The 12,365-nt window shown below is 59.9% G+C and carries 13 protein-coding genes; 6 read left to right on the forward strand and 7 right to left on the reverse strand.

Annotation, left to right across the window (positions count from 1 at the left end; genetic code table 11):
* Window positions 1-26 precede the first annotated feature (26 nt).
* Together BS630_RS14405 and BS630_RS14410 are read left to right on the forward strand one after the other, a co-directional pair.
* Entirely contained in the window at window positions 27-1,223 is a 1,197-nt protein-coding gene (locus BS630_RS14405) for a divergent polysaccharide deacetylase family protein (protein WP_077977993.1), read from the forward strand.
* A 63-nt stretch (window positions 1,224-1,286) separates the two neighbouring features.
* Entirely contained in the window at window positions 1,287-1,820 is a 534-nt protein-coding gene (locus BS630_RS14410) for an RNA pyrophosphohydrolase (protein ID WP_077977994.1), read from the forward strand.
* A 166-nt stretch (window positions 1,821-1,986) separates the two neighbouring features.
* Here BS630_RS14410 and bfr read toward each other — a convergent pair whose 3' ends face one another.
* From bfr to BS630_RS37965, 5 genes are all read right to left on the reverse strand, one after another.
* Complete coding sequence (gene bfr / locus BS630_RS14415; protein WP_003543950.1) at window positions 1,987-2,472, reverse strand: bacterioferritin; 486 nt, start codon at window positions 2,470-2,472, stop codon at window positions 1,987-1,989.
* Complete coding sequence (locus tag BS630_RS37960; protein WP_017962586.1) at window positions 2,438-2,836, reverse strand: (2Fe-2S)-binding protein; 399 nt, start codon at window positions 2,834-2,836, stop codon at window positions 2,438-2,440. Before BS630_RS37960 ends, bfr begins: the two co-directional genes overlap by 35 nt.
* 122 nt (window positions 2,837-2,958) lie before the next feature.
* A complete protein-coding gene (locus BS630_RS14425; protein WP_077977995.1) occupies window positions 2,959-6,423 on the reverse strand; it encodes an error-prone DNA polymerase in 3,465 nt (1,154 codons plus the stop codon).
* Window positions 6,420-7,964 (reverse strand): Y-family DNA polymerase, encoded by a 1,545-nt coding sequence (locus BS630_RS14430; RefSeq protein WP_280952159.1) that lies wholly within the window; start codon window positions 7,962-7,964, stop codon window positions 6,420-6,422. The genes BS630_RS14425 and BS630_RS14430 overlap by 4 nt, the downstream gene beginning before the upstream one ends.
* Entirely contained in the window at window positions 7,876-8,820 is a 945-nt protein-coding gene (locus BS630_RS37965; RefSeq protein WP_231284990.1) for an ImuA family protein, read from the reverse strand. Before BS630_RS37965 ends, BS630_RS14430 begins: the two co-directional genes overlap by 89 nt.
* A 161-nt stretch (window positions 8,821-8,981) precedes the next feature.
* Between BS630_RS37965 and BS630_RS14435 the strand changes: the two genes are divergently transcribed.
* Window positions 8,982-9,419, forward strand: coding sequence for a metallopeptidase family protein (locus BS630_RS14435; RefSeq protein ID WP_003543974.1), 438 nt, complete (start codon window positions 8,982-8,984; stop codon window positions 9,417-9,419).
* 104 nt (window positions 9,420-9,523) lie between these two features.
* Here BS630_RS14435 and BS630_RS14440 read toward each other — a convergent pair whose 3' ends face one another.
* Window positions 9,524-9,730 carry a DUF1737 domain-containing protein gene (locus BS630_RS14440; RefSeq protein WP_017962591.1) on the reverse strand — a complete coding sequence of 69 codons (207 nt, stop codon included), beginning with the start codon at window positions 9,728-9,730 and terminating at the stop codon, window positions 9,524-9,526.
* On the reverse strand, window positions 9,730-10,650 hold the full coding sequence (locus BS630_RS14445) for an HpcH/HpaI aldolase/citrate lyase family protein (RefSeq protein ID WP_077977997.1): 921 nt from the start codon (window positions 10,648-10,650) through the stop codon (window positions 9,730-9,732). The genes BS630_RS14440 and BS630_RS14445 overlap by 1 nt, the downstream gene beginning before the upstream one ends.
* A gap of 137 nt (window positions 10,651-10,787) precedes the next feature.
* On the opposite strand from BS630_RS14445, the gene BS630_RS14450 reads away from it, so the two are divergent.
* From BS630_RS14450 to leuD, 3 genes are all read left to right on the forward strand, one after another.
* Entirely contained in the window at window positions 10,788-11,021 is a 234-nt protein-coding gene (locus BS630_RS14450) for a hypothetical protein (RefSeq protein ID WP_077977998.1), read from the forward strand.
* Between the two features lie 127 nt (window positions 11,022-11,148).
* Window positions 11,149-11,571: a VOC family protein gene (locus tag BS630_RS14455; protein WP_077977999.1), complete on the forward strand. Its 423-nt coding sequence runs from the start codon at window positions 11,149-11,151 to the stop codon at window positions 11,569-11,571.
* Between the two features lie 133 nt (window positions 11,572-11,704).
* Window positions 11,705-12,313, forward strand: a complete 609-nt coding sequence (gene leuD / locus BS630_RS14460) for a 3-isopropylmalate dehydratase small subunit (protein ID WP_003543984.1) — start codon at window positions 11,705-11,707, stop codon at window positions 12,311-12,313.
* The last annotated feature ends 52 nt before the right edge of the window (window positions 12,314-12,365 follow it).

Below are 12,365 nucleotides of genomic sequence, written 5' to 3' on the forward strand. Positions count from 1 at the left end.
TTCCCGGTTTTGGAGCGGGCGAAAAATTGGGAACGGACCTGCATGCGCCTTTGGGCCGCAACCGCAAAACCGGCTACCGGCGCCCAGGTGTCCTGCGCCTCGGCCGTATCGCCGCCAGTCTCTGCCTTTTTGCAATAGGCGGCTTTTCCCTCTATACGGCATTTCGCGGCGATGAGCTCGAACGCACCAAACCGCCGGCGGACGAACAAGCGGCAAAACCACCTTCCAATACTCCGCAACCACCAGCGACAGCTGCCAACCAGGCAACGGATGGCATGCCCCGCGCGGACCCACGCTCTGGTGCCAATGTTGAGCAGATGGTCACCGGCGACGGCTCGGTCGTCACCAAATACAGCCCCCGCCCGCGCGACGGCGGCGGGCCGGTGCTGGTCGACGCCATGCAGATCGGCCAGGATCCGCGCATGGCGGCCCAACCCAATGAAGCACTGCTCGAAGAGACGCCTTTTGGCAGGCTGCCGATTATCGGTCCCGATGGCCGGCGGCCGATGGATCAATATGCGCGTCCCTCGTCCGGCGCGCGCGGCATCCGCATCGCCATCGTCGTCAGCGGCCTCGGGCTCAGCCAGACCGGAACGCAGCGCGCCATCGCGGAATTGCCGGAGGAGATCACCCTCGCCTTTGCCGCAAGCGGCAACAGCCTGCAGCGCTGGATGCAGGAAGCTCGCCGCGGCGGACACGAGATCCTTCTGCAAGTGCCGCTCGAGCCGTTTGATTATCCGGCGAATGATCCGGGCCCCGAAACGCTGCTGACCGCGAAGCCCGCCGCCCGCAACATCGAGAACCTGCACAAGGCGTTGGGCGAGATCACCAACTATACCGGCGTCATGAATTATCTCGGCGGCCGTTTCCTCTCTGATCCCGCCGCCATGGAACCTGTCATGCGTGACATCGGCAAGCGCGGGCTGCTGTTTCTCGACGACGGCACATCGGCGCAGTCGAAGACCGCGGCGATCGCCAAGGGAACTGAACTGCCCTATGCCTTCGCCGACCTGCAGCTCGACGGCCAGCTCGATATCAACGCCGTCCTGAAGAAGCTCGACGAGCTCGAGCGCATCGCCCGCAAGAACGGCCAGGCAATCGGCGTCGCCTCGGCTTTCGATGAGAGCGTTGACGCCATCGCCAAGTGGAGCGAGGAGGCCGCGATGCGCGGCATCGAGATCGTCGGCGTTGCCGCCCTTTCCAACGACCCCAAGAATCCTTGAGAATATCCTTGAGATGGGTCCTTGAGAGGTATCCTTGAGAAGAATTCCAGAACGGAGAAGAAGATGAGCCAGGCGACTGTGAAAGCCGAGGATCTGCCCTACCGCCCTTGCGTCGGCGTGATGATCCTGAACCGCGATGGCCTCGTCTGGGCGGGAAGACGCATCTCCGACGGCAATTCCGAATATGACGGCTCGCCGCAGCTCTGGCAGATGCCGCAGGGGGGCATCGACAAGGGCGAGGATCCATTGGACGCCGCCTACCGCGAGCTTTACGAGGAGACCGGCATCAAGACGGTGACCCTGCTTGCCGAAGCGAGAGACTGGATCAACTATGATCTGCCGCCGGCACTGATCGGCATCGGGCTCAGGGGGAAATTCCGCGGCCAGACGCAGCGCTGGTTCGCCTTCCGCTTCGACGGCGACGACAGCGAGATCGCCATCAATCCGCCGCCTGGCGGCCACGAGCCGGAATTCGATGCCTGGGAATGGAAGCCGATGCGGCAACTGCCGGGGCTGATCGTGCCCTTCAAGCGCGCCGTCTACGACCAGGTTGTGGCCGAGTTCCAGCATCTAGCAGCACTACATTCGGAAGACTGATCGATACAGCATGATCGCGATTGCTCAGTTCCATTTAATTTCAGCAGATGGAAATAAGGCGCACCGGTTTCAAATCCGGTTTGATGCAGCCGATCGCGGTGGCTGGCAGCCGATAATTCGATAGGTAACACCGGCCGCCATCGGCGGCCGGCATCCCGTTCGAATATTATTCGGCTTCGTTGGCGGAATCGGCGTTGAGCTGGCCGTATTTGCTCTCGCCGATTTTCTCGAGCAGGTCGATCTGTGTTTCGAGGAAGTCGATATGACCTTCCTCGTCCGCCAGCAGCTCCTCGAAAAGTTTCATGGAAACGTAATCGCCTGCGTCATGACAGATATCGCGCGACTTTTTGTAGGCCGCGCGGGCGTCGTACTCGCCGGCAAGATCGGCTTCCAGAACTTCTTTGACGTTCTGGCCGATGCGCAGAGGTGCAAGGGTCTGCAGATTGGGATGGCCTTCGAGGAAGATGATACGTGCAACAAGCCGGTCGGCATGGTGCATCTCTTCGATGGATTCGGCGCGCTCCTTCTTGGCGAGCTTGGTGTAACCCCAGTCCTCAAGAAGACGATAATGAACCCAGTATTGGTTGACCGCACCGAGTTCGAGGAACAACGCCTCATTAAGCCGCTCGATGACCTTTTTGTCGCCTTTCAATGTCCGCTCTCCTGTTTTCCTCATGGAATTGTTTCAAGCGGGACATGAAATCAAATATTTCGGCCTCCGTCGAGTGGCGACGGGCGTGATATTCCTCGGTTGTCTGGATAATGAGGTCGACGACGTTGGGGAAACAGCCACAGCAGCGGCCGCGTTTTTCCATAGCGTGGTAGACTTTCGCAGGCACGATAAGCTGCCAACAGTCTTCATCGAGAAGGTTGGTGATAACCTCCCGGATTTCTTTATCGGTTATGTAATTGCAGCTGCAGACAAGCACGTCTTCATTCCAAACATGACACTGACTATCGTGTTTTCTGCTAAAGAAGATGGTGGCTGTCAAGAAAAAATTCGAGCCCCGCATCATTGAATAGCGGTGTCCGATGAGGCCTTCATGCATATCGTCCGGGATTATGCAGCGGTTTCAGGGTGATGACGCCATAAGGCAATTGAAGCGCGCCGCATGGTCTTGATCGATGCGATGCATTTTTAATGAAAGTTGCGTCCGCGCGGCATCACCTGAGCGGTTTCCGCCGCGCCCGCATGGCGGCCCGAGGCAACCACCCGTTTTTCCAGCTCGGCCCTCTCCTGCGCATTTACAAGCTTTTTCTGCCGCTGATCGACACCCGGCCTCAGCACCTCGTCTGCCCGCTCGCAGACGCCGAAACGCCGGGCCTCGCGTTGCAGGATACCGAGCGCCGGCGTCATGTCCTCGATATGCTCGACGACGGTATGGATCACCCCGCTCTGACTTTGCAGCCTGCCGCGGATTTTCACCAGCCGGGCGCCCATCACGACCGAGCGGTATTTGTCGAACATTTTCGACCAGACAATCGCATTGGCCACGCCGGTCTCGTCTTCCAGCGTCATGAAGATCACACCTTTGGCCGAACCAGGCCGTTGGCGCACCAGCACGAGGCCCGCGATCGTCACCCGCTTTCCGTTCGCGACCTTCAACAGATCGACATTGCGCGTCACGCCGGCCTTGCGCAATTCCTCGCGCAGGAAGGACAGGGGGTGCGCCTTCAGCGACAATGAGAGATAACGATAGTCCTCGATGACCTGCTCTCCGGGCAGCATTTCCGGCAGCTTTGCCGCAGGCTCGGCCTGGAGGTCGACATGACGGACCTGCTCGAAAAGCGGCAGCTCCTCAGTAGCACTCCTCACATCCAGCGCCCGCACCGCCCAGAGCGCGTCGCGTCGTGACAGTTTGAGGGATTGGAACGCATCAGCATCCGCCAGTCGCTCGATGACGGATTTCTGCAGACCGGACCGCAGCCAGAGATCGCGGACCGAGCTGTAGCCTTCGCCTCGATAGCTGACGAGCCGTTCCATATCGTCTGTCGAGAGACCCTTGATCTGCCGGAAGCCGAGCCGCACCGCATGCCGGGTCCTGATGATCTCGCGCATCCCATGATGTCGAAAATCGATGGCATTCCGATCGAAGGCAGCTTCCTCCAGACCGCAATCCCAGTCCGATTCATTGATATCGACCGGCAAGATCTTTACCCCGTGCTCGCGTGCATCCCGGACCAGTTGCGCCGGTGCATAAAACCCCATCGGCTGGGAATTCAGCATCGCCGCGCAGAAAACGTCGGGATAATAGGCCTTGAGCCATGAGGAAGCATAGACGAGCAGCGCGAAGGAGGCGGCATGGCTTTCCGGGAAACCATATTCGCCGAAGCCTTTGATCTGGTTGAAACACTGCTGCGCGAATTCCTGGGCATAGCCCTTTGAGACCATTCCGTCGATGAACCGCTTTTCGAAGTTACCGATCGTACCCGTTCTCTTGAATGTTGCCATCGCTCTGCGAAGCTTGTCGGCTTCCGCCGGCCTGAACCCTGCTGCGGTAATGGCGATTTGCATGGCCTGTTCCTGGAACAAGGGCACGCCGAGGGTTCTTTCCAGAACAGTTTCCAGCTCCTTGCTCGGATATTCGATCGGAATGTTCTTGGCCCGCTGCTCCCGGCGCTTCAGATAGGGATGCACCATGTCGCCCTGGATCGGACCCGGTCGCACGATCGCCACCTCGATGACGAGGTCGTAGAATCGCGTCGGCTTGAGACGCGGCAGCATGCTCATTTGCGCCCGGCTTTCGATCTGGAAGACACCAAGCGTATCGGCCCGGCCCATCATCTCATAAACCGGCTTGCCCTCATCCCCATGCTCCTTGTTGCCGAGGTCTGCGAGCGTCTTCTTCACGTCGTAATGCAGCTCAAGCAGCGAAAAGGCCTTCCGCAGGCAGGTCAACATACCGAGCGCCAGCACATCCACCTTGAGGATCTTGACGTTGTCGAGGTCGTCCTTGTCCCATTCGATCATGTAGCGATCCGGCATCGCCGTCTTCATGATCGGCACCACTTCGTCAAGCCGGTCCCGCGTGATGACAAAGCCGCCGACATGCTGGGTGAGGTGGCGCGGGAAGCCGAGGAGCTCGGAGGCATATTTCAGCACGTTCCGCGTCACCGGATCCTTGACGTCGAGGCCGGCCGCCTTGGCATCGCGTTCGGAAAGATTGTCCTCCGACCACCCCCAGACGAGACTGCTGATCGCCGACTGGACATCCTCAGACAGCCCGAAGGCCTTGGCGACCTCGCGGCCGGCCGAACGGGTGCGGTAGGTGGTCACCCCCGCCGTCAGTCCCGCATGTTCTCTTTTGTAGTTTTTGTAAATAAACTGGATGACCTCTTCACGCCGGTCATGCTCGAAATCGACATCGATATCCGGCGGTTCGTCGCGATCCATCGAAATGAAGCGGTCGAAGAGCAGTGTGCTCTTTTCGGGATCGACTTCCGTTATCTCGAGACAATAGCAGATGACCGAATTTGCCGCCGATCCGCGCCCCTGACACAAGACCTTAAGTTCATAGCGGGCGTGCTGGATGATCCTGTGCACCGTCAGGAAATAGGAGGCATATTTCTTCTGACGAATGAGATCGAGCTCATAATCGATCTGTTGCGCCACTTTGGGCGGGATACCCTCGGGATAGCGTCTTGCCGCTCCCGCTCTCGTCAGCCTTTCGAGTGTCTCCTGCGGCGTTTCGCCGGGATCATTTTCTGGCGGATAATTGTGCTCCAGTTCCTTCAGCGAAAAGGTCAAGCTGTCGAAAAATACCTGCGTATTCTCGACCGCACCAGGATAGTCCCGGAGGATCCGGGCCATTTCACGTGAATCCTTGAGATAGCGTTCGGCATTCGGCGCCAGCAGGAAACCGGCTTGCGCTATCTGTACATGCTCCCGGATCGCGATCACGACATCCGAAAGCGGCCGGCGTTCGGGATGATGGTAAAGCGGTTGGTTGGTGGCAATCAGCGGCACACGGTTTCGGGCAGCAAGCATGGCAAGCACCGCAAAGACCTGCCTGTCGCGGCCGTCATAGGCTGGCGCCAGCGCCAAAAAAAAAGCCTTGCGGAAGCGTCTGCGAAACCGTTCCAGGTAATCTTCCAGCGTCGACTGAGCCGCCTGATGATCGACAAGGGTGCGATCGGGAACGAGGGCAAGCATCATTTCGTCCCCCCATTCCATGAGTTCCGCTTCCGTCAGAATGCAGCTTCCCTTGACCGCTTCCTCCTTCAGATTGCCGGCGCTCAGAAGACGGCAAAGGTTCGCCCAGCCTCGCCGGTTACAGGGATAGGCGAGGATATCAGGCGTTTCGTCGGAGAAGACGAGACGGGCGCCCGGCTGAATCCGGATAGGATCGAAGATGACCTCCGTCTTTCCTTCCTTCTCCGCTTGGGCCAGAATCGCATCCCTGTTTTTGTATCTCTCCTCAAGCTGCTCCGCCTGTGCATGCGCCCGCACGACGCCTGCAACCGAATTCCGGTCCGCTATACCGAGGCCGCCGAGCTTCAGATAAGCGGCCTGTACGACCATCTCTTCCGGGCCAGAGGCGCCTTCAAGAAACGAGAAATTCGTCCTTGTGCCGATCTCGAAGAATGCGCGCGTGGCTGTCATGCGAACACGCCATGCATGAACCAGCGAGGATCAAGCTCCTGACCATAAAAGCCCCGCCGATAGATCCAGAAGCGATGTCCGGTCTCATCCTCAATGCGGAAGTAGTCACGCGCCTCGGCGTCATCCCCATCGATCCACCACTCCATGGCAATCCGTTCCGGCCCTTCGCTTCTTGCCACCTGATGCTGCATCCGCCGCCAGCGGAAGATCTGCGGCGGACCATCGGGCACTTCGGCAAGTATGGTCTCGACGGGCTCCGGCGTTGGAAAGAGCCGCAGCGGGCGCTCTTCGCGGAAAGGAAGCTGGATGTCCTGCGCGGCCTTCCGCCTGGGAAGGCTCTCCATCACAGGAACCGTGATGACGGCGCGTTCCGGCACATGGCTCTCGCGGAGCTGAAAGCTTTGCAGGCAATCCGCACCAAGCCGGGCCGAGACCCGGTCGACGAAAGCCGAAAGCGAGATCTCTCCCTGACGGTCGCCCTCGAAATCACCCTGCGTCTCGTTGAAGGGATCGTGCCGCAACACATTCAACCGCAGGATCTCGAAGCCATAGCCGGCATCGAGATCGTCATAGACCGCCTGCAATCTCTCGGAAAAAAGCCCGGCGATGAACTTTGGTTCGCGAAGCGGCTGTGAAGCGCCGACGGAGATACGAAAGACCCTGCCGTCGACGCGGAACAGGACCAGTTCGAACACCCGCCCGCCAGCCCCCCGCGCCTCCAGCGACGGCTGCAGCGATAAGGCGACCTGCCTGGTGACGGCAAGGATCTGCTCTTCCGTCCCGATGGGCTCGATCAGGCGACTTTCGGCCGAGAGGCTGGCGACAGGACGCCGGGGCGAGACCGGCTCCTCTTCACGTCCCAGCGCCTGATCGAGACGCAGAAGCAGCTCCGGGCCGAACCGGCGGGTCAGCGGCGCCCGCGGTGCATCGATGACGTCGCCGACATATTTCAGACCGAGTTTCTTCAGGGCATCGACGGTTTGTCCTTCCAGTCGCAAGGCTGCAACCGGCAAGGACATCAGCACATGTTTCGTCTCTTCGTCCTCGATCACGCCGCCTTGCCCGAAGCGGGACGCGGCCCAGGAAAGGCCGGGTGACGATGAGATCGCGCCGCGGGCATCGAACCCCATATGAAAAAGCCGCGACAGCACATCCCTAAGAAGCGCCTTTTCACCGCCGAAAAGATGGGCGCAGCCGCTAATATCGAGAAACAGGCCATCCTTGCCGTCGAACGCCACCAGCGGCGTATAACGGTCGCACCAGTCGGCAATTGCCTCCAGCAACCGGCGGTCGGCTGCCGGATCCTCTTCCGCGACCTCGAGCAGCGGGTGCATGGCGCGCGCTTCGGCAACGCCCAGCTCCTTCCTCAGCCCCAGCCTTTCGGCCAACTCGTCCAGTGCCGTCAGCCGCATGGCATTGTCGAGCTTGCCGGAACAGACGATAGGCGGCCCTTCAGGACGCCCTTTCGAACGCCAGGAGAGCCCCCATCGCCTGCGGGCGATGCGGTCCGTTGGCAGATGCGGGAAGCTGAGCGCCAGAATGCGCTGACTGTTCGCCTGGAGGACGAACGAGGTTTGGTTCGGCAACAGGGAAAAATTCGCGTTCATGGGGATTCCACTCCAGAAGAAAGGAGAGCGGGGCCGGATTGCGGCTCTTCTCCAGCGTCAGACGGAAAATTGGATTGCCGATGCTGCCGGAAAGTTTCGATCCATCCGGCAACGGCCGCAGAGCGGATGGGGCCGGTTCGACATGCAGACGGAAGGCCGCACTGCTTGCCTCCTCCGCCCCGGCCTGACGGACAAGAAAGAGCGGACGGCGGGCAGCATGCGCCCTGAGACTAAGCCTGCGGCTTTCGGTCAGGCCGAAATGGGCAGGATTGCCCCGTACTTCGAAGATGACGGCCGAGAAGGCAGCGCTTTCCACCGCGGCCTCCGCCAGCCAGAGCGCCTCGTCCAGCTTGCGCGGCGCGGCATGGAGAAACCGCTCCGGGCTCAGCCCGAAATCCCGAAGCCCGGGAGCATAGGGACGGCCTGCCTCCAGCGTGCCGACGGCATCGCCGATCCAGAGCAACGGCAGAAGGCGGCCGGCATCCGCTTCCTGTTTTTGCAGCCGCGCGGCAACAGCCATCGCCAGCCCGCTTGCAGCGCCGGCATCGCGAGACAGAGCGGAACGGAATTCGGTGATCGCATCGAGCGGCAGGCCGCCTTCCAGCGCCCCGTCAAGAAACTCCACCCCAAACGACAGGGGCGGCAGCGTGCGCTCCTGGTGGGTCTTACGTCCTTCCGCCAGGGCTTCCCGTTCCGCTGCGGCAAGCGCCGGCGCGGGCCGTCCCTCCAGTCTGGCGATGGTTTCGCGGAGCGCAAAAAGCCGCTCGCGCGCCAGGGCGTGCTGCGCCATGGCGTTCTCCGATCCGTCGTGTTCCTGTTATGTTCTTATAGATTCCAGAGAGCTAATGAAGAGTCAACGGCCATTTTCTCTGAAAATATTCCTGCCTTTGATTCCGCACTCGAAAATCGGCGATAAAGGTTCTATATGGGCCCGCAAAGGAAGGAATGTTCATGGCCCGCATAGACCAGAGCGATGATTGGCGGGATCGCCATGCGCCGACGATCAGCGCCTTCGAGTCGCTGGCGATGGAGGCCTATAGCCATCTCCCGGATGAATTCCGCCAGCTGACGACCAACCTCACGATCGAGATCGAGGATTTCCCCGATGACGACGTTTTCGAGGACATGGCGCTGGAAACCCCTTTCGATCTGCTCGGCCTTTTCGAGGGGAGGGGCATTTCCGAACGTTTCACGGTGGAAACCGGCGAGATGCCGAACCGCATCCGCCTCTACCGCCGTCCCATTCTCGACTACTGGGCTGAGAACGACGAGACGCTCGGCGATATCATCACCCACGTCCTGATCCACGAGATCGGCCACCATTTCGGGCTGAGCGACGATGACATGGAGCGGATCGAGGCAAGCGCCGAGGAAGCCGCCGAGCGATAGAGCGCCGCGCGTCCAAGGACGCGCTAAGGACGCTCTATCACTTTCAATCACGCATAATCCTTTCCGAAAATCGGTTACGATTTTCGGGGTAATGCGCTAAAACCTCACTGCTCGGAGAGCTTCATCTCGGGATCGTAGTCCTTGCCTTCGACATGCTTGACGACGGCCTGGCCGCACTGCATCGCACCGGTTGCGGCATTGAAGGCATAGGTCGGCGAGCCCTCCAGCGACCAGCCCTTGTTGAGGGCGGCGGTGACCTTATGGCAGAAGGAAGCATCGTCGGGACCGGTCAGGAAGCGGTAGAGTTTCATCACATCGTCTTTCGTGCTGCAGCCTGGCGGGCTGCTATCAGGCGCGCTTTATGGACCAGACTTTCCGCCTGGACAAGATGCAGCCGCTCGACCATCCGCCCGCCTGCGTTGATGACGTTGAGCCCATCGGAGGCGGGGTCGGCAAAGGCTGATATGATCGCCTTCGCTTCCGCAATCGCTGCCGGATCCGGGCTGAAATGCCGGTTGGCGGGCTCGATCTGCGCCGGATGGATCAGCATCTTGCCGGCAAAGCCCATGGCCCGGCCCTGCAGACATTCGGCATCGAAACCCTGTTCGTCCCTGAAATCGTTGACGACGCTGTCGATCGCATCGAGTCCGTAGGCACTGACCGCAAGGACGACCTGCATCAGCCACGGCACGAGATAGCTCCGCCCCGGCTGCGGCAGCACGCCGGTTTCCTTGCGCAGGTCGTTCAGCCCGACGACGAGACAATCGAGCCGTGAGCCCGGCATGCGCCCGGCTTCGGCGATAACAGCCGCATTCAGGATGCCGCGCGGTGTCTCGATCATCGCCCAGATGCGCAGATCTTCCGGTGCATCGGCCTCGGAGAGAAGGTCACTGAGCGCCATGATATCCTGCGGTTCGTCGACCTTCGGCAGCAGCACGGCATCGGGACCAAGCGCCATCACCAGCTCCATGTCCGCCAGGCCGAAATCGGTGGACAGACTGTTGATGCGGATGATCCGCTCCTTGCCTTGAAGCAGCCGAGCCGAAAAGAAATTCCTTAGATTTTCCCGCGCTTCCGCCTTCTTTTCCGGCGCCACGGAATCCTCGAGATCGAAGATCACCGCATCGCAATCGACCGCATGGGTTTTTTCAAGGGCGCGGGGATTGATGGCAGGCACGCTCAGCACCGAACGGCGCAGGCGGATGGAGCGGGTCGTAGGGTTTCGGCTCATGGCGAATTAGTGCCAAGCTTTGAAAGCCGAAGCAAGCAGCCCACCCCACACATCTAGCAGAACAACAAAAAGCCATGCTTGCCTTGCAGAGAGGAAGGAGAAGGACCACATTCCTTTCCGAAGAAAGGTCTCTAACCATGCAGAACATTCGCTCCATCTTCCTCATGCTTGCCGGCGCCACCGTTTTCGTGGCCATGCTGCTTTTCACCTTTTCGGTGACGCTCGCCGTTGGCGGCATCCTGACCGTGCTCATGGTCGGACGCGCGCTTTCGATGAAGATGAAGCCCGCTCCGGTCCGCGCCAAGGCAAACAATGGTAAGCGCGAGATGCGCGTGTGGAACGACGGCCGCGGCACGATCATCGATCTCTGATCACCTTTTCGCTGAAAATTTGGTTCGCTGAAAAATTTCGGCCGACCCTGTCGGATCACGCTTCCATGCTGCGTCCTTGAAGCAGCCAGGCATTCAGCCGGCGCTCAAAAACGAATGGAGGACAAGCATGGATGCGACGACAGAGAGCAACCCGACCAAGATGCCACCGGTCAAGAACGGCCTGCTGCCCTATCTGACGGTCGACGGCGCGGTGAAAGCTGCGGAATTCTACAAGAAGGCTTTCGGCGCCGAAGAGGCCTATCTCGTGCCGGTGGACGAGAGCGGCAGAACGATGCATGTGCATCTCTACATCAACGGCAGCTCCCTCATGCTGTCGGATGCCTATCCTGACTACGGCCATCCCTTCAAAGGCCATGAAGGCTTCGCCATTCAGCTGATCATCGACGATATCGATTTCTGGTGGGATCGCGCGGTTGCTGCCGGCGCCGAAGTCGTCATGCCGGTCGAACTGATGTTCTGGGGCGACCGCTATGGCCAGCTTCGTGATCCGTTCGGCGTCCTCTGGGGGTTTAACGCACCGTCCAAATAAGGGACAGCCGCAATCGGCGGACCGCGCGAAACGTCGCGTGGCCGCCATCTGTGAAAGATTCTCCTTCATTTCGGCGAAAAACTGGACTAGATGCAAATTCAGGAAGTAGATTTGCTGAAATGGAGCATGGGTCATGGATAAATTCGTGAAGCTCACGGGCGTTGCAGCGCCTCTGCCGGTCGTCAACGTCGACACCGACATGATCATTCCGAAGGATTATCTGAAGACGATCAAGCGCACCGGCCTCGGCACCGGCCTCTTCGCGGAGGCTCGTTATAACGAAGACGGCTCAGAAAACCCTGATTTCGTGCTGAACAAGCCGGCCTATCGCGATGCCAAGATCCTGGTTGCCGGCGACAATTTCGGCTGCGGCTCCTCACGCGAGCACGCGCCCTGGGCGCTTCTGGATTTCGGCATCCGCTGCGTTATTTCGACCAGCTTCGCCGATATTTTCTACAACAACTGTTTCAAGAACGGCATCCTGCCGATCAAGGTCAGCCAGGAAGATCTCGACAAGCTGATGGACGACGCCTCGCGCGGCTCCAACGCCATCCTGACCGTCGACCTCGAAAATCTCGAGATCACCGGCCCCGATGGTGGCTTGATCAAGTTCGATCTTGACGAGTTCAAGCGTCACTGCCTGCTGAACGGCCTCGACGATATCGGCCTGACGCTGGAAAAGGGCAAGGCGATCGACAGCTTCGAAAAGAAGAACGCCGCTTCGCACCCCTGGGCAGCCTGAGCCCTTCCAATCGGTTACCGCATCAAGCCGGGCTTACGCCCGGCTTTTTCTT

Origin of the sequence: Rhizobium laguerreae, assembly GCF_002008165.1 — a bacterium.
Lineage (GTDB): Bacteria > Pseudomonadota > Alphaproteobacteria > Rhizobiales > Rhizobiaceae > Rhizobium > Rhizobium laguerreae.

Bases quoted from the DNA above. Each gene is read 5' to 3' on its own strand.
- BS630_RS14440 (WP_017962591.1), bottom strand. From the start codon at position 9,730: ATGAAACTCTACCGCTTCCTGACCGGTCCCGACGATGCTTCCTTCTGC.
- BS630_RS37960 (WP_017962586.1), bottom strand. From the start codon at position 2,836: ATGATGCGGGGCTCGAATTTTTTCTTGACAGCCACCATCTTCTTTAGC.
- BS630_RS37965 (WP_231284990.1), bottom strand. From the start codon at position 8,820: ATGGCGCAGCACGCCCTGGCGCGCGAGCGGCTTTTTGCGCTCCGCGAA.
- leuD (WP_003543984.1), top strand. From the start codon at position 11,705: ATGGATAAATTCGTGAAGCTCACGGGCGTTGCAGCGCCTCTGCCGGTC.
- BS630_RS14435 (WP_003543974.1), top strand. From the start codon at position 8,982: ATGGCCCGCATAGACCAGAGCGATGATTGGCGGGATCGCCATGCGCCG.
- BS630_RS14410 (WP_077977994.1), top strand. From the start codon at position 1,287: ATGAGCCAGGCGACTGTGAAAGCCGAGGATCTGCCCTACCGCCCTTGC.
- BS630_RS14425 (WP_077977995.1), bottom strand. From the start codon at position 6,423: ATGACAGCCACGCGCGCATTCTTCGAGATCGGCACAAGGACGAATTTC.
- BS630_RS14445 (WP_077977997.1), bottom strand. From the start codon at position 10,650: ATGAGCCGAAACCCTACGACCCGCTCCATCCGCCTGCGCCGTTCGGTG.
- BS630_RS14455 (WP_077977999.1), top strand. From the start codon at position 11,149: ATGGATGCGACGACAGAGAGCAACCCGACCAAGATGCCACCGGTCAAG.
- BS630_RS14450 (WP_077977998.1), top strand. From the start codon at position 10,788: ATGCAGAACATTCGCTCCATCTTCCTCATGCTTGCCGGCGCCACCGTT.